This window comes from Bacillus marasmi (assembly GCF_902168435.1).
In the GTDB taxonomy this organism is placed as follows: Bacteria; Bacillota; Bacilli; order Bacillales; family Cytobacillaceae; genus Bacillus_BU; species Bacillus_BU marasmi.
In genome coordinates, this window is record NZ_LR656180.1 from 22,555 (window position 1) to 39,158 (window position 16,604).

31 protein-coding genes are annotated in these 16,604 nt (G+C 40.4%); all 31 read right to left on the bottom strand.

Annotated elements, in window-relative coordinates; genetic code table 11:
- Nucleotides 1-10: 10 nt before the first annotated feature.
- Nucleotides 11-808 (bottom strand): energy-coupling factor transporter transmembrane component T family protein, encoded by a 798-nt coding sequence (locus FXW34_RS19125; protein WP_147535661.1) that lies wholly within the window; start codon nucleotides 806-808, stop codon nucleotides 11-13.
- Complete coding sequence (locus tag FXW34_RS19130) at nucleotides 805-1,674, bottom strand: energy-coupling factor ABC transporter ATP-binding protein (RefSeq protein ID WP_147535662.1); 870 nt, start codon at nucleotides 1,672-1,674, stop codon at nucleotides 805-807. The genes FXW34_RS19125 and FXW34_RS19130 overlap by 4 nt, the downstream gene beginning before the upstream one ends.
- Nucleotides 1,650-2,489 carry an energy-coupling factor ABC transporter ATP-binding protein gene (locus FXW34_RS19135; protein ID WP_147535663.1) on the bottom strand — a complete coding sequence of 280 codons (840 nt, stop codon included), beginning with the start codon at nucleotides 2,487-2,489 and terminating at the stop codon, nucleotides 1,650-1,652. Before FXW34_RS19135 ends, FXW34_RS19130 begins: the two co-directional genes overlap by 25 nt.
- 368 nt (nucleotides 2,490-2,857) lie before the next feature.
- The gene (gene rplQ / locus FXW34_RS19140; protein WP_147535664.1) at nucleotides 2,858-3,220 is read right to left on the bottom strand and encodes a 50S ribosomal protein L17; all 363 of its coding nucleotides are present in this window, start codon (nucleotides 3,218-3,220) and stop codon (nucleotides 2,858-2,860) included.
- Nucleotides 3,221-3,286: 66 nt separating this feature from the next.
- The gene (locus tag FXW34_RS19145) at nucleotides 3,287-4,231 is read right to left on the bottom strand and encodes a DNA-directed RNA polymerase subunit alpha (protein ID WP_147535665.1); all 945 of its coding nucleotides are present in this window, start codon (nucleotides 4,229-4,231) and stop codon (nucleotides 3,287-3,289) included.
- Nucleotides 4,232-4,402: 171 nt separating this feature from the next.
- Complete coding sequence (gene rpsK / locus FXW34_RS19150) at nucleotides 4,403-4,792, bottom strand: 30S ribosomal protein S11 (protein WP_147535666.1); 390 nt, start codon at nucleotides 4,790-4,792, stop codon at nucleotides 4,403-4,405.
- A 24-nt stretch (nucleotides 4,793-4,816) separates the two neighbouring features.
- Nucleotides 4,817-5,182, bottom strand: a complete 366-nt coding sequence (gene rpsM / locus FXW34_RS19155) for a 30S ribosomal protein S13 (RefSeq protein WP_147535667.1) — start codon at nucleotides 5,180-5,182, stop codon at nucleotides 4,817-4,819.
- 21 nt (nucleotides 5,183-5,203) lie between these two features.
- Complete coding sequence (gene rpmJ / locus FXW34_RS19160) at nucleotides 5,204-5,317, bottom strand: 50S ribosomal protein L36 (protein ID WP_000868344.1); 114 nt, start codon at nucleotides 5,315-5,317, stop codon at nucleotides 5,204-5,206.
- A gap of 36 nt (nucleotides 5,318-5,353) precedes the next feature.
- A complete protein-coding gene (gene infA / locus FXW34_RS19165; RefSeq protein WP_096155951.1) occupies nucleotides 5,354-5,572 on the bottom strand; it encodes a translation initiation factor IF-1 in 219 nt (72 codons plus the stop codon).
- 110 nt (nucleotides 5,573-5,682) lie between these two features.
- On the bottom strand, nucleotides 5,683-6,429 hold the full coding sequence (gene map, locus FXW34_RS19170) for a type I methionyl aminopeptidase (RefSeq protein ID WP_147535668.1): 747 nt from the start codon (nucleotides 6,427-6,429) through the stop codon (nucleotides 5,683-5,685).
- Entirely contained in the window at nucleotides 6,429-7,079 is a 651-nt protein-coding gene (locus FXW34_RS19175; protein WP_147535669.1) for an adenylate kinase, read from the bottom strand. The genes map and FXW34_RS19175 overlap by 1 nt, the downstream gene beginning before the upstream one ends.
- 55 nt (nucleotides 7,080-7,134) lie before the next feature.
- Complete coding sequence (gene secY / locus FXW34_RS19180; RefSeq protein ID WP_147535670.1) at nucleotides 7,135-8,433, bottom strand: preprotein translocase subunit SecY; 1,299 nt, start codon at nucleotides 8,431-8,433, stop codon at nucleotides 7,135-7,137.
- Entirely contained in the window at nucleotides 8,433-8,873 is a 441-nt protein-coding gene (gene rplO / locus FXW34_RS19185) for a 50S ribosomal protein L15 (protein ID WP_147535671.1), read from the bottom strand. Before rplO ends, secY begins: the two co-directional genes overlap by 1 nt.
- Before the next feature lie 33 nt (nucleotides 8,874-8,906).
- Nucleotides 8,907-9,089, bottom strand: coding sequence for a 50S ribosomal protein L30 (gene rpmD, locus FXW34_RS19190; RefSeq protein WP_147535672.1), 183 nt, complete (start codon nucleotides 9,087-9,089; stop codon nucleotides 8,907-8,909).
- Nucleotides 9,090-9,103: 14 nt separating this feature from the next.
- Nucleotides 9,104-9,604: a 30S ribosomal protein S5 gene (gene rpsE, locus FXW34_RS19195; RefSeq protein ID WP_147535673.1), complete on the bottom strand. Its 501-nt coding sequence runs from the start codon at nucleotides 9,602-9,604 to the stop codon at nucleotides 9,104-9,106.
- 24 nt (nucleotides 9,605-9,628) lie between these two features.
- Nucleotides 9,629-9,991, bottom strand: a complete 363-nt coding sequence (gene rplR / locus FXW34_RS19200) for a 50S ribosomal protein L18 (RefSeq protein WP_147535674.1) — start codon at nucleotides 9,989-9,991, stop codon at nucleotides 9,629-9,631.
- 35 nt (nucleotides 9,992-10,026) lie between these two features.
- A complete protein-coding gene (rplF, locus tag FXW34_RS19205; protein ID WP_147535675.1) occupies nucleotides 10,027-10,563 on the bottom strand; it encodes a 50S ribosomal protein L6 in 537 nt (178 codons plus the stop codon).
- Nucleotides 10,564-10,593: 30 nt separating this feature from the next.
- Nucleotides 10,594-10,992, bottom strand: coding sequence for a 30S ribosomal protein S8 (gene rpsH / locus FXW34_RS19210; protein ID WP_147535676.1), 399 nt, complete (start codon nucleotides 10,990-10,992; stop codon nucleotides 10,594-10,596).
- A gap of 30 nt (nucleotides 10,993-11,022) precedes the next feature.
- Nucleotides 11,023-11,208 (bottom strand): 30S ribosomal protein S14, encoded by a 186-nt coding sequence (gene rpsN, locus FXW34_RS19215; RefSeq protein WP_009336593.1) that lies wholly within the window; start codon nucleotides 11,206-11,208, stop codon nucleotides 11,023-11,025.
- 24 nt (nucleotides 11,209-11,232) lie between these two features.
- Nucleotides 11,233-11,772: a 50S ribosomal protein L5 gene (gene rplE, locus FXW34_RS19220; RefSeq protein ID WP_147535677.1), complete on the bottom strand. Its 540-nt coding sequence runs from the start codon at nucleotides 11,770-11,772 to the stop codon at nucleotides 11,233-11,235.
- A gap of 26 nt (nucleotides 11,773-11,798) precedes the next feature.
- The gene (gene rplX, locus FXW34_RS19225) at nucleotides 11,799-12,110 is read right to left on the bottom strand and encodes a 50S ribosomal protein L24 (protein WP_147535678.1); all 312 of its coding nucleotides are present in this window, start codon (nucleotides 12,108-12,110) and stop codon (nucleotides 11,799-11,801) included.
- 37 nt (nucleotides 12,111-12,147) lie between these two features.
- On the bottom strand, nucleotides 12,148-12,516 hold the full coding sequence (gene rplN, locus FXW34_RS19230) for a 50S ribosomal protein L14 (RefSeq protein ID WP_147535679.1): 369 nt from the start codon (nucleotides 12,514-12,516) through the stop codon (nucleotides 12,148-12,150).
- A 40-nt stretch (nucleotides 12,517-12,556) separates the two neighbouring features.
- Nucleotides 12,557-12,820 carry a 30S ribosomal protein S17 gene (gene rpsQ, locus FXW34_RS19235; protein WP_147535680.1) on the bottom strand — a complete coding sequence of 88 codons (264 nt, stop codon included), beginning with the start codon at nucleotides 12,818-12,820 and terminating at the stop codon, nucleotides 12,557-12,559.
- A gap of 20 nt (nucleotides 12,821-12,840) precedes the next feature.
- Nucleotides 12,841-13,044 (bottom strand): 50S ribosomal protein L29, encoded by a 204-nt coding sequence (rpmC, locus tag FXW34_RS19240; RefSeq protein WP_003351417.1) that lies wholly within the window; start codon nucleotides 13,042-13,044, stop codon nucleotides 12,841-12,843.
- Nucleotides 13,034-13,468, bottom strand: coding sequence for a 50S ribosomal protein L16 (gene rplP / locus FXW34_RS19245; protein ID WP_147535681.1), 435 nt, complete (start codon nucleotides 13,466-13,468; stop codon nucleotides 13,034-13,036). Before rplP ends, rpmC begins: the two co-directional genes overlap by 11 nt.
- A gap of 1 nt (nucleotide 13,469) precedes the next feature.
- Nucleotides 13,470-14,126, bottom strand: a complete 657-nt coding sequence (rpsC, locus tag FXW34_RS19250) for a 30S ribosomal protein S3 (protein ID WP_147535682.1) — start codon at nucleotides 14,124-14,126, stop codon at nucleotides 13,470-13,472.
- A gap of 3 nt (nucleotides 14,127-14,129) precedes the next feature.
- Nucleotides 14,130-14,471, bottom strand: a complete 342-nt coding sequence (gene rplV, locus FXW34_RS19255) for a 50S ribosomal protein L22 (protein WP_147535683.1) — start codon at nucleotides 14,469-14,471, stop codon at nucleotides 14,130-14,132.
- A gap of 18 nt (nucleotides 14,472-14,489) precedes the next feature.
- The gene (rpsS, locus tag FXW34_RS19260) at nucleotides 14,490-14,768 is read right to left on the bottom strand and encodes a 30S ribosomal protein S19 (protein WP_147535684.1); all 279 of its coding nucleotides are present in this window, start codon (nucleotides 14,766-14,768) and stop codon (nucleotides 14,490-14,492) included.
- Between the two features lie 60 nt (nucleotides 14,769-14,828).
- Nucleotides 14,829-15,659 (bottom strand): 50S ribosomal protein L2, encoded by an 831-nt coding sequence (rplB, locus tag FXW34_RS19265; protein WP_147535685.1) that lies wholly within the window; start codon nucleotides 15,657-15,659, stop codon nucleotides 14,829-14,831.
- A gap of 33 nt (nucleotides 15,660-15,692) precedes the next feature.
- Nucleotides 15,693-15,977, bottom strand: coding sequence for a 50S ribosomal protein L23 (gene rplW, locus FXW34_RS19270; protein ID WP_147535686.1), 285 nt, complete (start codon nucleotides 15,975-15,977; stop codon nucleotides 15,693-15,695).
- The gene (gene rplD, locus FXW34_RS19275; protein ID WP_147535687.1) at nucleotides 15,977-16,600 is read right to left on the bottom strand and encodes a 50S ribosomal protein L4; all 624 of its coding nucleotides are present in this window, start codon (nucleotides 16,598-16,600) and stop codon (nucleotides 15,977-15,979) included. The genes rplW and rplD overlap by 1 nt, the downstream gene beginning before the upstream one ends.
- Between the last annotated feature and the right edge of the window lie 4 nt (nucleotides 16,601-16,604).

The following is a 16,604-nucleotide window of genomic DNA, read 5'->3' on the forward strand; positions in this document are numbered from 1 at the left end:
TTATACCTCATTACGTTCTTAAAAAATAAGCGACAACAGCTACTACCGCAAGAATAAGCAGCATTATTGAATCGCTCATGCCCCACTTTAACAAACGATATTTCGTTCTTCCTTCCCCGCCTCGGTATCCTCTTGCCTCCATGGCTACCGCGAGCTCCTCAGCCCGTTTAAACGAACTAATAAATAACGGTATTAATAAGGGGACGATTGCTTTAACGCGTTCTTTCATCGGCCCGCTCGTAAACTCGACTCCACGGGCAATTTGCGCTTTCATGATTTTATCCGTTTCCTGCATAAGTGTAGGGATAAATCGCAATGATATCGACATCATCAGCGCTAATTCATGAACCGGAAATTTTACTTTTTTAAGAGGGCCTAATAGCGTCTCAAGTCCATCGGTAATTTCGATTGGCGTCGTCGTTAAGGTTAATAAAGACGTCATTAAAATCAACAGGAAGAAGCGTATCGAAATAAAAATCCCTTGCCGTAAACCATTTTCGTAAATCTTCAAAGGTCCAAGCTCATATAATAGTGCTCCGCCTTTTGTTAAAAAGATATGCAGCAATAGTGTAAATAAAATTAGCCATAATACAGGCTTTAACCCACCATATAGAAACCTTATCGAAATCTTCGAACTAGCGACCATCAATAATGTATAAGCTGTTAAAATTCCGTAAGTAATCGGATTATTGGCAATAAAGACGATACAAACAAATAAAAATACGAGTGTCAGCTTGGAACGGGGATCCATCCGATGAATAATTGAATCGGCAGGAACATAACGACCGAAAATCATCTTATCCATCATAATAGGTTCCCTCCTTGATAATAAGAGGTAATGGCTTCAGTAAGCTCTTCCATTGTTAAATAAGGCTTGGCTAATTTTATCCCAAGACGTTGCTCAAATTTTTGCTGGAAGCGAATAACTTCAGGAACATCCAAACCTAATTCTATTAAGCCTTCAGGTGAAGAGAAAATTTCCTCGGGTGTCCCCTGTCGATAAACCTCCCCTTTATGCATAACAAAAATTCGATCAGCATATCGGGCAGCATCCTCCATACTATGAGTAACTACAACCGTTGAAAGAGCTCTTTCTTGATGAAGTCGATAAAACATATCCATTATTTCCTTACGTCCACGCGGATCTAAACCTGCAGTTGGTTCATCTAACACAATGACGTCTGGTTCCATAGCTAACACACCTGCAATCGCAACCCGGCGCATTTGCCCTCCAGATAAATCAAAAGGTGATCTTTGAAGAATGGTTTCATCTAGGCCAACCTGATGAATAGCAGCCTGAGCTCGCTCTTTGGCAACCGCTTCTGACACTCCGAAATTCATTGGTCCAAAGCATATGTCCTTTTCAACCGTTTCTTCAAATAACTGATGCTCCGGGAACTGGAATACAATTCCGACCTTTTGCCTAATCGACTTTAAATTCTTTTCCTTTTTATTCGCCGTTATCAGTCGGTCACCTATTTTTACCTCGCCCTTAGAAGGGAGTAATAACGCATTAAGATGTTGTAGAACTGTGGATTTTCCTGAACCAGTGTGACCAATAATCGCAATGAAAGAGCCTGATGGAATTTCAATCGTAACATTTTGAATTGCTAGCCTTTCAAACGGTGTACCTCGCTGGTAACGATGCTCTACTTGTTGGAGTGAAATTTCCATAATTCATTCACCAACTCTTCTTCAGATAGAAAATTCTTTGTAAGTGGAAAACCTTGTCTTCGGAGCTGCTTGCCAAGTTTTACAGGGAAGGGAATATCCAATCCTAATTGAATTAATTCCTCATCGAGTGCAAATATTTCCTCAGGTGTTCCTTCCTTATATAACTGTCCTTTATTCATGACAATGATTCTATCAGCCTTTGCTGCCTCTTCAAGATCATGAGTAATCGAAATCACCGTAATATTACGAGCTTGTTTTAATTCACGGACAGTCCTTAACACTTCCTCTCGGCCTCTGGGGTCAAGCATCGATGTTGCTTCATCCAAAATAATGATAGAAGGCTGAAGGGCTAAAACACTGGCAATGGCCACCCGTTGCTTTTGACCACCTGACAGATGGTGCGGCTCTTGATCAAGAAATGATGCCATATTAACCTTTTGCAAAGAATCAGGAATTCGTTCCAGCATGACTTCTCGTGGAACTCCTAAGTTTTCTAAACCAAAAGCCACATCATCCTCCACAGTTGTACCTACAAACTGGTTATCAGGATTTTGAAATACCATACCAATTTGCTTGCGGACATCCCAAACTGTGTCTTCTGATAGTTCAAATCCACACACTATAACAGAACCGTCCTGTGGAAACTGTAAGCCATTTAAAATTTTCGCAAGTGTAGATTTGCCTGAACCATTGTGACCAACAATTGCCAACCATTCTCCTTCGTAAACCTCTAACGAAACGTGATGTAATGCAAAACTATCCTGAATATCGTATTGGAAGCTAATATTGTCTATTTTTACGAGTGGAATACGCATGAATGTCCTCCCCTATCTCGGCCTCAGCTCAGCTATCTCTAATTTATTTTTTTGAAAATAAAAAAAGCCTGCACCCCAACCTATACGAAAACACATCGTTGCATTTCGTATTTTGCATTCCCAAACGGGAAATTAGGTAGAGGTGCATGAGCTAAACGAGTCAGGAATAGAAAATACTTAGATCAAATTCGCAAGCTTATACAATCTAATTTCTAAAACATATCCTGCTCATCATAACGCTCAGTATGGGCTTGGTTCAGTCGTGGAATGCTATACGTAACAGTATAGATATTTCCCTTTTTAAAGAAAAAGGGCAAAGAACAAGTTTGTAAGTAAACTGTCCTCGCCCTTGTTGTTAGTCAAAAATATTAAACTAACTCGATGATGACCATTGGTGCACCGTCACCACGGCGTGGTCCAAGTTTCATGATACGAGTGTAGCCACCTTGACGCTCTTCATAACGAGGAGCGATGTCAGCGAAAAGTTTTTGAAGCGCATCTTGATTCGTTTCAGCATTTGCAACTTCATTACGAATGTATGCAGCAGCTTGACGACGAGCATGTAAGTCTCCGCGCTTACCTAGAGTAATCATTTTTTCAACTGTCGAACGAAGTTCTTTCGCACGAGTTTCAGTTGTTTCAATACGCTCATTAATGATTAGGTCTGTTGTTAAATCTCTAAGCATTGCTTTACGTTGAGCGCTTGTACGTCCTAACTTTCTGTAAGCCATGAAAGTTTCCCTCCTTTGTTGAAGTGTTCTTCTCTATTAAAATTAAACCGATTATAAGATGTCAGACTAGTCATCCTTACGTAAGCCTAAGCCTAGTTCCTCTAATTTAGCTTTAACTTCTTCTAGAGATTTTCTACCTAAGTTACGAACCTTCATCATATCTTCTTCAGTCTTATTAGCTAATTCCTGAACAGTGTTGATTCCAGCACGTTTTAAGCAATTATACGAACGAACAGAAAGATCCAGTTCCTCAATAGTCATTTCAAGAACTTTTTCTTTTTGATCCTCTTCTTTTTCAACCATAATCTCAGCATTTTGAGCTTCGTCAGTTAAACCAACAAAAATATTCAAATGCTCAGTTAAGATTTTAGCACCTAAAGCAATCGCTTCTTTAGGTCCAGTGCTACCATCTGTCCAAACATCAAATGTTAACTTATCATAGTTAGTCATTTGACCAACACGAGTATTTTCTACTTGGTAGGATACACGTGCTACTGGTGTATAGATGGAGTCGATCGGAATAACACCAATTGGCTGGTCTTCTCGTTTATTTTGATCAGCGGGAGTATAACCGCGACCTCGTCTAGCGGTTAAACGCATACGAAAATGGCCATTTGTACCAAGTGTAGCAATGTGAAGGTCTGGATTTAAGATCTCTACATCACTATCGTGAGTTACATCTGCTGCCGTTACAACACCTTCACCCTTAACATCGATTTCTAGCGTCTTTTCTTCATCTGAGTAGATTTTAAGAGCTAGCTTTTTAATATTAAGAATAATGGACGATACATCTTCAACGACGCCTTCGATCGTGGAAAATTCATGTAGCACTCCATCAATTTGAATCGATGTGACTGCTGCACCAGGAAGTGAGGATAAAAGGATACGACGTAAGGAGTTACCCAAAGTAGTACCATATCCACGCTCAAGTGGTTCTACGACGAACTTTCCGTACTTGGCATCATCGTTGATCTCAACCGTTTCGATTTTTGGTTTTTCTATTTCGATCATCAAATATACCCTCCTTCAAAACGTCGAAACCCCGGTTATTCACTTAACCGAAATTCCCCCTGCATACGATCCCGTTTGTGCACAACAACTGGATAAATTATTCTGTATGAACGCATAAAATTAGTATCATAACCCATTATAGACGCATGATACAAAATCTATACAGAAAAATTATACGCGGCGACGTTTTGGTGGACGACATCCGTTATGTGGAACTGGAGTTACGTCTTTAATAGAGGTAACTTCAAGACCAGCAGCTTGAAGAGCACGGATTGCAGCTTCACGTCCTGCGCCAGGTCCTTTAACTGTTACTTCAAGAGATTTCATACCATGTTCCATTGATGTTTTTGCAGCTGTTTCAGCCGCCATTTGTGCTGCGAATGGAGTAGATTTACGTGAACCTTTAAATCCAAGCGCACCAGCACTTGACCAAGAAATTGCATTACCGTGTGGGTCAGTGATAGTTACAATTGTATTGTTGAAAGTTGAACGAATATGTGCAACTCCAGATTCAATATTCTTTTTCACACGGCGTTTACGAGTATTAGTTTTACGAGCCATTTAAATGAGTACCTCCTTTACTTATTATTTTTTCTTGTTCGCTACAGTCTTACGAGGACCTTTACGAGTACGAGCATTGTTCTTCGTATTTTGTCCGCGAACTGGTAAGCCACGACGGTGACGAAGACCACGATATGAACCGATTTCCATTAAACGTTTGATATTTAATGAAATTTCACGTCGAAGATCACCTTCAACCTTTAATTTATCGATTACATCACGGATTTTATTTAACTCTTCTTCTGTTAAATCACGAACACGAGTATCTTCAGAAACACCTGCTTCAGCAAGAATTTTTTGAGCAGTTGGTCTACCAATACCGTAAATGTAAGTTAATGAGATTACGATGCGCTTTTCGCGCGGTACATCCACACCAGCAATACGTGCCATTCGTTCAGCACCTCCTTCATATTAACCTTGTTTTTGTTTATGTTTTGGGTTTTCGCAGATAACCATAACTTTACCGCGTCTGCGAATAACTTTACATTTTTCACAGATTGGTTTAACTGATGGTCTTACTTTCATTATTCTAACCTCCTTAATAGTACGGAGTGCAAAGGACTATTTAAAGCGATACGTGATTCTTCCACGAGTTAGATCATACGGAGAAAGCTCTACAGTAACTTTATCCCCTGGTAAGATCCGAATAAAGTGCATGCGGATTTTCCCAGATACATGAGCTAACACAGAATGACCATTTTCTAATTCTACCTTAAACATGGCATTGGGCAAAGTTTCAACAACTGTACCTTCGACTTCAATTACATCATCTTTCGCCATCAAACTGTCTCCTTTCTTTGTTCAAGTACGTATTTCTTCACAAACTGTATTAGAAAGACAAGACCGAATTTTTCGTTTCCTCGAGTCAGCCTGCATACGTGAACCTAGCATTATGCTATGGTTAAAATTTCGTAACCTGTTTCTGTGATCGCAATCGTATGCTCAAAATGAGCACACATACACCCATCAACTGTTACAACTGTCCAGTCATCTGTCAATGTTTTGACATATCGACTACCAGCATTCACCATCGGTTCAATCGCAAGTACCATGCCTGGCTTTAATCGGGGTCCTTTATTAGGTGGACCATAATGAGGAATTTGAGGATCCTCATGTAAGTCTTGCCCTACTCCATGCCCGACATACTCGCGTACAATCGAAAAACCGTTTGCCTCTACATACGTTTGAATCGCATGAGAGATGTTTGATAGGCGTTCACCAGGCTTAGCTTCCTTAAGGCCGACAAACAGCGATTCTTCCGTAACTTCTAATAGACGTTTCGTTTCATCACTAATTTCGCCGACGGGGTAAGTCCAAGCTGAATCTCCATGATAACCATTGTATTTGGCGCCGATATCAATACTGATGACGTCACCATTCTTTAATACACGATCACCTGGTATTCCGTGAACTAATTCATCGTTGACAGAAGCACAGATGCTGCCACGAAAACCATTATACCCTTTAAAAGATGGAATTGCACCCTGTTTTAGGATAAACTGTTCGGCAATAACATCTAGTTCCTTCGTTGTAATCCCCGGACGAATATGTTTCTTTAGTTCCTCATGTGTGAGTGCAACTATTCGCCCTGCTTCGCGCATAATCTCAATTTCACGCGGGGTTTTACAAATGATCATTATTTTAAGCCCCCAAGTAGCTCTGCGATATCAGCAAATACGATTTTAATATCACGCTGACCATCGATGTTACGTAGATAGCCTTTTGAATCATAGAAATCTAATAAAGGCTGAGCCTGTTGCATGTTCACATCTAAGCGATTTTGAACAGTTTCTGCATTATCATCTGCACGTTGATATAATTCTCCGTCACAACGGTCACATTTACCTTCTTGTGCTGGAGGATTAAAAACTAAATGATAAGTGGCTCCGCAAGCTTTACAAATGCGGCGACCAGTTAAACGCTCCATTAGGATTCCGTGATCGACATCAATATTTATAACATAGTCGATTTTTTTGTCTAGTTGAGTAAGGATATCTTCGAGTGCTTCAGCTTGAGGTACAGTTCTAGGAAATCCATCAAGTAGAAATCCTTTCTTACAATCATCTTTGCTTAAACGCTCACGTACGATTCCGATTGTTACCTCATCCGGAACAAGCGCACCTTGATCCATAAAAGCTTTTGCTTGTAAGCCAAGTTCTGTTCCCTCTTTCATCGCTGCACGGAACATATCTCCAGTAGAGATATGAGGAATGCCGTATTGTTCGACAATTTGCTCGGCTTGAGTACCTTTACCGGCACCGGGAAGACCCATTAATACTAAGTTCACCGTTATTCCCCCTCATCTAGACGGTTTTAGGGAACCCTTAGTCCCTAAAACCAATTTATTTACTTTGTTTAATAAAACCTTTATAGTGACGGTTCACAAGTTGTGATTCAAGCTGTTTCATCGTGTCAAGCGCTACACCGACGACGATAAGAAGACTTGTTCCACCAATTTGTGCCGATTGCGGTAGATCTGCAAATTTCACAAAGAATACTGGTAAAATCGCAATGATTGCTAAGAAAAGAGAACCAATCAAAGTTAAGCGATAAAGTACTTTTGTCAAATATTCTTGTGTGCTCTTACCAGGACGAATCCCAGGAATATATCCACCTTGCTTTTTAAGGTTTTCTGCTACCTGCTCAGGATTTACCTGAATGAAGGCATAGAAATAAGTAAAGGCAATGATTAAAGCGACATAAATAATCATACCGACTGGATTTGTATAGTCAAACGTCTTTTGGATCCATAACGTTACATCGTTTGGTCCAAAGAATGACGCAATTGTTGGTGGAGTAATGATAAACGAAATAGCAAAGATAACTGGAATAACACCAGCTGCGTTGACCTTTAACGGCATATGAGTCGCACCGCCTGAAGGACGTCCATCAACCATTCGTTTAGCATACTGAATCGGAATTTTACGTAATGCCTGGTTAACAAATATTACCCCAACAATAACTGCGATAACGGCTAATACAATTAATAACACCGTAAGTATACGGATGAATAATTGATCGCCTGCATCTTCAAATTGTTGTGCATAAATTTGATTGGCAGTCGCAGGAATTCCGGCAACAATACCAGCAAAGATGATAATTGAAATACCATTACCCACACCTTTAGCCGTAATTTGTTCACCTAACCACATTAAAAATGCAGTTCCGGCGGTAAGTACGGTTGCGATAAGCAAGTAAGTTGGAATTCCGGCATCTTGAATTAACATCCCTGAAGCCATGTTGTTGAAACCAATAGACATTCCAATCGCTTGGATAAAACCAAGTACGATTGTGAAGTAACGAGTAAATTGAGCAAGCTTACGTCGCCCTACTTCACCTTGTTTTGACCACTCAGTGAATTTCGGAACAACATCCATTTGGAGTAACTGCATAATAATCGACGCGGTGATGTATGGCATAATCCCCATTGCAAAAATCGAGAAGTTTTGCAACGCACCGCCGCCAAAGATATTCAAAACCCCAAAAACACCTAACTCATCTTGAGCTCGTAATAATTCTGCATTTACGTTAGGGACAGGAATAAATGTCCCAAGTCGAAATACAATCAACATTAAGAGGGTGAAGATAATTTTATTTCTAATTTCACCCACGCGCATAAAATTGGAGATTGAACGGAACATTAGATCACCTCAGTTGTTCCACCGGCAGCTTCAATAGCTTCTTTCGCAGCAGAGGAAAATTTATGTGCTTTCACTGTAAGTTTTTTCTCTACACTACCATTGGCAAGAATCTTAATTCCTGCTTTCTCACTGCTAACAAATCCTGTTTCAAGAAGAAGTTCTGGAGTAACTTCTGTTCCTTCTTCAAAGCGATTTAATACATCAAGGTTTACGATTGCGTATTCCTTACGGTTGATGTTAGTAAAACCACGTTTTGGTAAACGACGGAATAATGGTGTTTGACCACCCTCAAAGCCAAGACGAACACCGCCGCCTGAACGAGCGTTTTGTCCTTTATGACCTTTCCCGGCAGTTTTCCCTTGACCAGAACCGATACCACGTCCTAAACGTTTACGTTCTTTACGAGATCCTTCTGCAGGTTTTAATTCATGAAGTTTCATATGGGCACCTCCTTATAGGTAAAAAGAATCAAATTATTGTTCTTTTACAGTAATAAGGTGAGCAACTTTTTTAATCATTCCGCGGATTGCGGGATTATCTTGCTGCTCAACCGTTTGGTTAACCTTACGTAAACCAAGAGCCTTAACAGTTTCGCGTTGGTCTTGTGGACGACCAATAAGACTGCGAGTGAGGGTAATTTGTAATTTGTTTGCCATTTGATTTCCCTCCCTTATCCTAACAGTTCTTCTACTGATTTTCCGCGTAACTTCGCTACTTCCTCAGCACGTTTTAATTGTTTTAAGCCATCGATTGTAGCACGAACCATGTTAATTGGTGTGTTTGTTCCTAATGATTTAGAAAGGATATCAGCAACACCTGCTAATTCAAGTACAGCACGAACAGGACCACCAGCGATAACTCCACAACCTTCAGCAGCAGGTTTTAATAGGATTTCACCAGCACCAAAATGTCCGATTACTTGATGTGGAATAGTTGTGCCCACCATTGGTACTTCAATAAGATTTTTCTTAGCATCTTCAATTGCTTTACGAATAGCATCAGGTACTTCTTGAGCTTTACCAGTACCGAAACCAACATTACCGTTTTTATCTCCAACAACTACTAGTGCAGAGAAACGGAAACGACGTCCACCTTTAACAACTTTCGCAACACGGTTAACCGTAACTACGCGCTCTTCAAGTTCAAGTTTGTTTGGATCAATACGACGCATCTGTTTTTTTCCCTCCTTTGTCTATTAAAATTCTAAGCCGTTTTCACGTGCAGCATCAGCTAATGCTTTAACGCGTCCATGATAGAGGTATCCGCCACGGTCGAATACAATAGAAGTGATTCCTTTTTCAACAGCACGTTTAGCAACTAATTCACCGATCTTTTGCGCTGCTTCAAGGTTTCCAGTTGATTCTAAACCGAAGTCTTTTTCCATTGTAGAAGCACTTGCTAAAGTAACTCCATTAACGTCATCGATAATCTGCGCATAAATATGTTTGTTTGAACGGAACACATTTAAACGTGGACGAGCAGCAGTACCGCTAAGTTTCGCACGAACACGAGCATGTCTTTTCTTGCGAGTAGCGTTTTTATCAAGCTTCGTAATCATTTACGTCACTCCTTTCGTTTGCTTAAGAGCAGACTTTACTTACCTGTTTTACCTTCTTTACGACGCACGAATTCACCTTCGTAACGAATTCCTTTGCCTTTATATGGCTCTGGTGGACGAACTCCACGAATGTTAGCTGCTAAAGCGCCGACACGTTCTTTATCTGCACCTTTAACAGAGATCTTAGTGTTTGCTGGTACTTCGATTTCAAGCCCTTCTTCTGGCTCGATCTCAACTGGGTGAGAGTAACCAACGTTAAGAACTAGTTTTTTACCTTGCTTTTGAGCACGGTATCCAACCCCGATTAATTCAAGGTTTCTTTCGAATCCTTTTGAAACTCCCTCAACCATATTAGCGATTACTGCGCGAGTAGTACCGTGCAATGCGCGGTGTTCTTTCACGTCAGATGGACGAGATACGTTAATAACGTTCTCTTCAATGCTAATAGTAATATCAGGATTAAACGTACGAGATAATTCACCTTTAGGACCCTTTACTGTTACGTGGCCATTGTTAGCAGTAACAGTAACGCCTGCAGGAATTTCGATTGGTTTTTTACCTACGCGAGACATTTGGTGCACCTCCATTCATTAAAAACTTAATTACCAAATATATGCTAGAATTTCTCCGCCAACTTGTTTAGCACGAGCTTCTTTATCAGTTACAACACCTTGAGAAGTTGAAACAAGAGCGACTCCTAAGCCGTTAAGTACGCGAGGTACTTCAGTTGATTTTGCATAAACACGAAGACCAGGCTTACTGATTCTTTTAAGACCAGTGATAACACGCTCATTGTTTGAACCGTACTTCAAGAAAATACGGATGATACCTTGTTTGTTATCTTCGATATATTCAACATCACGTACGAAACCTTCGCGCTTTAAAATTTCAGCGATTTCTTTTTTGATATTAGAAGCAGGAACTTCTAATTTCTCGTGACGTACCATATTCGCATTACGAATGCGAGTAAGCATATCTGCAATTGGATCTGTCATGACCATTTGATTTTACCTCCTTCCCAACTTCGAGTTTTACCAGCTAGCTTTTTTGACACCAGGAATTTGTCCTTTGTATGCTAATTCACGGAAACAAATACGGCAAAGCTTAAATTTACGGTATACAGAGTGTGGACGTCCACAACGTTCGCAGCGTGTGTACTCTTGTACTTTGTGTTTAGGCGTGCGTTTTTGTTTCGCAATCATTGATTTTTTAGCCACGATTTCGCCTCCCTTATTTAGAGATTACTTTTGGAATGGCATTCCGAACTGAACTAAAAGCTCACGAGCTTCTTCGTCAGTGTTTGCCGTCGTTACGATAACGATATCCATACCACGTACTTTGCTTACTTTATCGTAATCAATTTCAGGGAAGATAAGCTGTTCTTTTACACCTAATGTGTAGTTTCCACGGCCATCAAAAGCCTTTTTAGAAACACCGCGGAAGTCACGTACACGTGGAAGAGAAACTGATACTAATTTATCAAGAAATTCGTACATACGCTCTCCACGAAGTGTAACTTTTGCACCGATCGGCATTCCTTCACGAAGACGGAAACCAGCGATAGATTTTTTCGCACGAGTTACTACAGGTTTTTGACCAGTAATTTGTGTTAATTCTTCTACTGCGCTATCAAGTGCTTTTGCGTTTGCAACAGCATCACCAACACCCATGTTGATTACGATTTTATCAAGCTTTGGTACTTGCATTACGGATTTATAGTTGAACTTGCTCACTAGAGCAGGACTAATTTCGCTTACAAATTTTTCTTTTAGGCGGTTCATTTAGTGTACCTCCCTTCATTTATAGACTATTTATCAAGAACTTCACCGGATTTTACTGCTACACGTACTTTTTTGCCGTCAACCGTTTTATAACCTACACGAGTTGGTGTACCTGTTTTAGGGTCGATAGGCATAACGTTTGATACATGAATAGGTGCCTCTTGGCTAATGATTCCGCCTTGCGGGTTAATTTGAGAAGGTTTAGCGTGTTTTTTAACGATGTTAACACCTTCTACTAGTACACGACTTTGTTTTGGAAAAGCCGCTAAAATCACACCCGTTTTGCCTTTATCCTTACCAGAGATGACCATAACTTTGTCACCTTTTTTCACATGCATCTGTGCGCACCTCCTTAAAGGCCAATTTGAATTTCAATTATAATACTTCTGGAGCTAGAGAAACAATTTTCATAAAGTTATTGTCACGTAATTCACGTGCAACTGGTCCAAAGATACGAGTACCACGAGGACTCTTATCATCTTTGATAATCACACATGCGTTTTCATCGAAACGAATGTAAGTACCGTCATTACGACGAGCACCACTCTTTGTACGTACAACAACAGCTTTAACAACATCACCTTTTTTAACAACGCCACCTGGTGTTGCTTGTTTCACAGTACAAACAATAACATCACCGATATTAGCTGTTTTACGGCCGGAACCGCCAAGGACTTTAATAGTAAGTACTTCACGAGCACCTGAGTTGTCAGCAACTTTTAAACGAGTTTCCTGTTGGATCATGCGTGTAACCTCCCTTCGGAATAAACCTTAATCCGAACAATTAAATAATAACTGCTTTTTCTACCACATCAACAAGACGGAAGCGCTTTGTTGCAGAAAGTGGACGAGTTTCCATGATACGAACGATGTCGCCGATTTTAGCAACATTTTGCTCATCATGTGCTTTAAACTTCTTAGAGTATTTCACGCGCTTACCATAAAGAGGATGCTTTTTGTATGTTTCGACAAGAACTGTAACGGTTTTATCCATTTTGTCAGAAACAACGCGTCCAGTGTAAACTTTGCGTTGATTACGTTCACTCATCAGGGCGAACCTCCTCTCAATTATCGATTGTTAACGCCGATTTCTCTTTCACGAATTACAGTTTTCATGCGAGCAATCGCTTTGCGTACTTCACGAATGCGAGCTGTATTTTCAAGTTGTCCAGTCGCTAATTGAAAGCGAAGGTTGAAAAGCTCTTCTTTTAAAGATTTCACTTTTTGTTCTATTTCGGCAGTGGTTAGATCACGAATTTCATTAGCTTTCATTAGATTCACCACCAATTTCTTCTCGTTTTACAAACTTACATTTAACTGGAAGCTTGTGTGATGCAAGGCGTAATGCTTCACGAGCGATCTCTTCAGATACACCAGCGATTTCGAACATTACTTTACCTGGCTTAACAACTGCAACCCATCCTTCAGGAGCACCTTTACCGGAACCCATCCGTACTTCTAGAGGCTTAGCAGTATATGGCTTATGCGGGAAAATTTTAATCCAAACTTTACCGCCACGTTTCATGTAACGAGTCATCGCAATACGTGCCGCTTCGATTTGGCGGTTAGTGATCCAAGATGCTTCAGTAGCTTGAAGGCCGAATTCACCAAAAGCTACTTCGGTACCACCTTTAGCATTTCCGCGCATTTTTCCGCGATGTTCACGACGATACTTAACGCGTTTTGGCAATAACATATTATTTGCCTCCTTCCTCAGTTTTCTTCTTAGTAGGAAGGACTTCTCCACGATAGATCCAAACTTTTACGCCAAGTTTACCGTAAGTAGTATCTGCTTCAGCAGTAGCATAGTCGATATCGGCGCGAAGAGTATGAAGTGGAACTGTACCTTCACTATAGTGTTCTGAACGAGCGATGTCAGCACCGCCTAAACGACCGGATACCATTGTTTTGATTCCTTTAGCACCAGCGCGCATTGCACGTTGAATAGCTTGCTTTTGTGCACGACGGAATGATACGCGGTTTTCTAATTGACGAGCAATATTTTCTGCAACCAATTTAGAATCAAGATCCGCTCTTTTGATTTCAAGGATATTGATATGAACACGCTTGCCAGTAAGTGAGTTAAGGGCTTTACGAAGTGCTTCAACTTCGGTACCACCTTTACCGATAACCATACCAGGCTTAGCTGTGTGGACTGTAATATTTAAGCGATTAGCAGCACGTTCAATTTCTACTTTAGAAACTGATGCATCCTTTAAACGTTTCGTGATGTATTCACGAACTTTAAGGTCTTCGTGCAAAAGATCAGCATAGTCTTTGCCTGCGTACCATTTAGATTCCCAATCACGGATGATCCCGACACACAAACCGACTGGATTTACTTTTTGACCCACTGATTATCCCTCCTTCTTTTCTGATAGCACGATTGTAATATGGCTAGTACGTTTGTTAATTTGGCTTGCACGGCCTTGTGCACGTGGACGGAAACGTTTTAATGTTGGTCCTTCGTTTACATATGCTTGCTCAACAACTAGGCTATTAATATCCATTTCGTAGTTGTGCTCAGCATTTGCCATAGCAGATTTTAATACTTTCTCAACGATTGGAGAAGCAGCTTTTGGAGTTAATTTTAAAATCGCTACTGCCTCACCTACTTGCTTACCTCGAATTAAATCTACGACTAAACGAGCTTTACGAGGAGCAATACGAACTGTTCTTGCGACAGCTTTAGCTTGCATCAGAATGCCCTCCTCTCATTAACGTCTTGTTTTCTTATCATCACTAGCATGGCCTTTGTAAGTACGTGTTGGAGCGAATTCTCCAAGCTTGTGTCCTACCATGTCTTCAGTAACATATACAGGAACATGTTTACGACCATCATAAACAGCGATTGTGTGTCCGATGAATTGTGGGAAGATCGTAGAACGACGAGACCAAGTTTTTACTACTTGTTTGCCTTCAGTTTCGTTTAACTTTTCGATCTTTGTGATTAAATGCTCATCAACAAAAGGTCCTTTTTTCAAGCTGCGACCCATAGCGGAACCTCCCTTCGTGACTGTTCTACGGTTCGTTTTACAAACCGTAGTTCAATCCCGTTATTTTTTACGACGACGTACGATAAATTTATCTGATTTGTTTTTCTTCTTACGAGTTTTGAATCCAAGAGTTGGTTTACCCCATGGAGACATTGGTGATTTACGTCCGATAGGTGAACGTCCTTCACCACCACCGTGTGGATGGTCATTAGGGTTCATTACAGATCCACGAACAGTTGGGCGTTTGCCTAACCAACGAGAACGACCTGCTTTACCAATGTTGATTAATTCGTGTTGTTCGTTACCAACTTGACCGATTGATGCGCGGCAAGTAGCAAGAATCATACGAACTTCACCAGAATTTAAACGAACAAGTACGTATTTACCTTCTTTACCAAGCACTTGTGCGCTAGTACCTGCTGAACGAACTAATTGTCCGCCTTTACCAGGTTTTAATTCGATGTTGTGGATAACTGTACCCACTGGAATGTTTGTTAATGGAAGAGCATTACCTACTTTAATATCTGCTTCAGGTCCGCTCATTACCTCCATACCTACTACTAGGTTTTTTGGAGCTAAGATATAACGCTTTTCTCCATCAACATAATTAATTAATGCGATGTTTGCAGAACGGTTTGGATCATACTCAACTGTGGCAACGCGTCCTGGAATGCCATCTTTATCACGCTTAAAATCGATAATACGATATTGGCGTTTATGGCCGCCACCTTGATGACGAACTGTTAACTTACCTTGGTTATTACGGCCGCCTTTTCTCTTTACTGGAGCAAGTAGAGACTTTTCGGGTTTGTCAGTAGTGATTTCAGCGAAATCAGATACTGTCATGCCGCGACGACCATTAGAGGTAGGTTTGTACTTTTTAATCGCCATGTTTTTTCCCTCCTCTTCTAGTTATAGAAATTATTATACTTCAAAGAATTCGATTTCTTTGCTTTCTTGAGTTAATTTAACGATTGCTTTACGGCGTTTGTTTGTGTATCCACCAAACTTGCCCATACGCTTGAATTTACCTTTGTAGTTCATGATGTTTACTTTTTCAACTTTTACGCCAAAGATTTCTTGTACAGCATCTTTAACTTGAGTTTTATTAGCTCTAACATCTACTTCAAAAGTGTATTTTTTCTCAGCCATTGCTTCACTTGAAGCTTCAGTAATAACGGGGCGCTTAATGATATCGCGCGCATCCATTATGCAAGCACCTCCTCTACTTTTTCAACCGCAGCTTTAGTCATGATTAATTTATCATGATTTAAAACATCCAAAACATTAATACCGTTAGCAGTTACAACTGTGATTCCAGGGATGTTACGAGCAGATAATGCTACGTTTTCATCTAAATCAGCTGTTACGATTAACGCCTTTTTGTCTACAGAAAGACCTTTTAGGACTTTTGTAAATTCTTTAGTTTTTGGAGCTTCAAAAGCTAGGTTTTCTAATACAAGAATGTTTTCTGCTAATACTTTAGAAGAAAGAGCAGATTTAATCGCTAAGCGACGAACTTTCTTAGGTAATTTATAGCTATAGCTACGTGGAACAGGTCCAAATACTGTACCACCACCGCGCCATTGTGGAGAACGAATCGAACCTTGACGTGCACGACCAGTTCCTTTTTGACGCCATGGCTTACGGCCACCGCCTGCGATTTCAGAACGTACTTTTGTTTTATGAGTCCCTTGACGTAATGATGCTCTTTGCATGATTACAGCTTCAAATAACACATGGTTATTTGGCTCGATACCAAATACTGAATCATTAAGTTCGATTTCACCAACTTGTGATCCACCTTGGTTAAATAACGCTACTTTCGGCATTGTT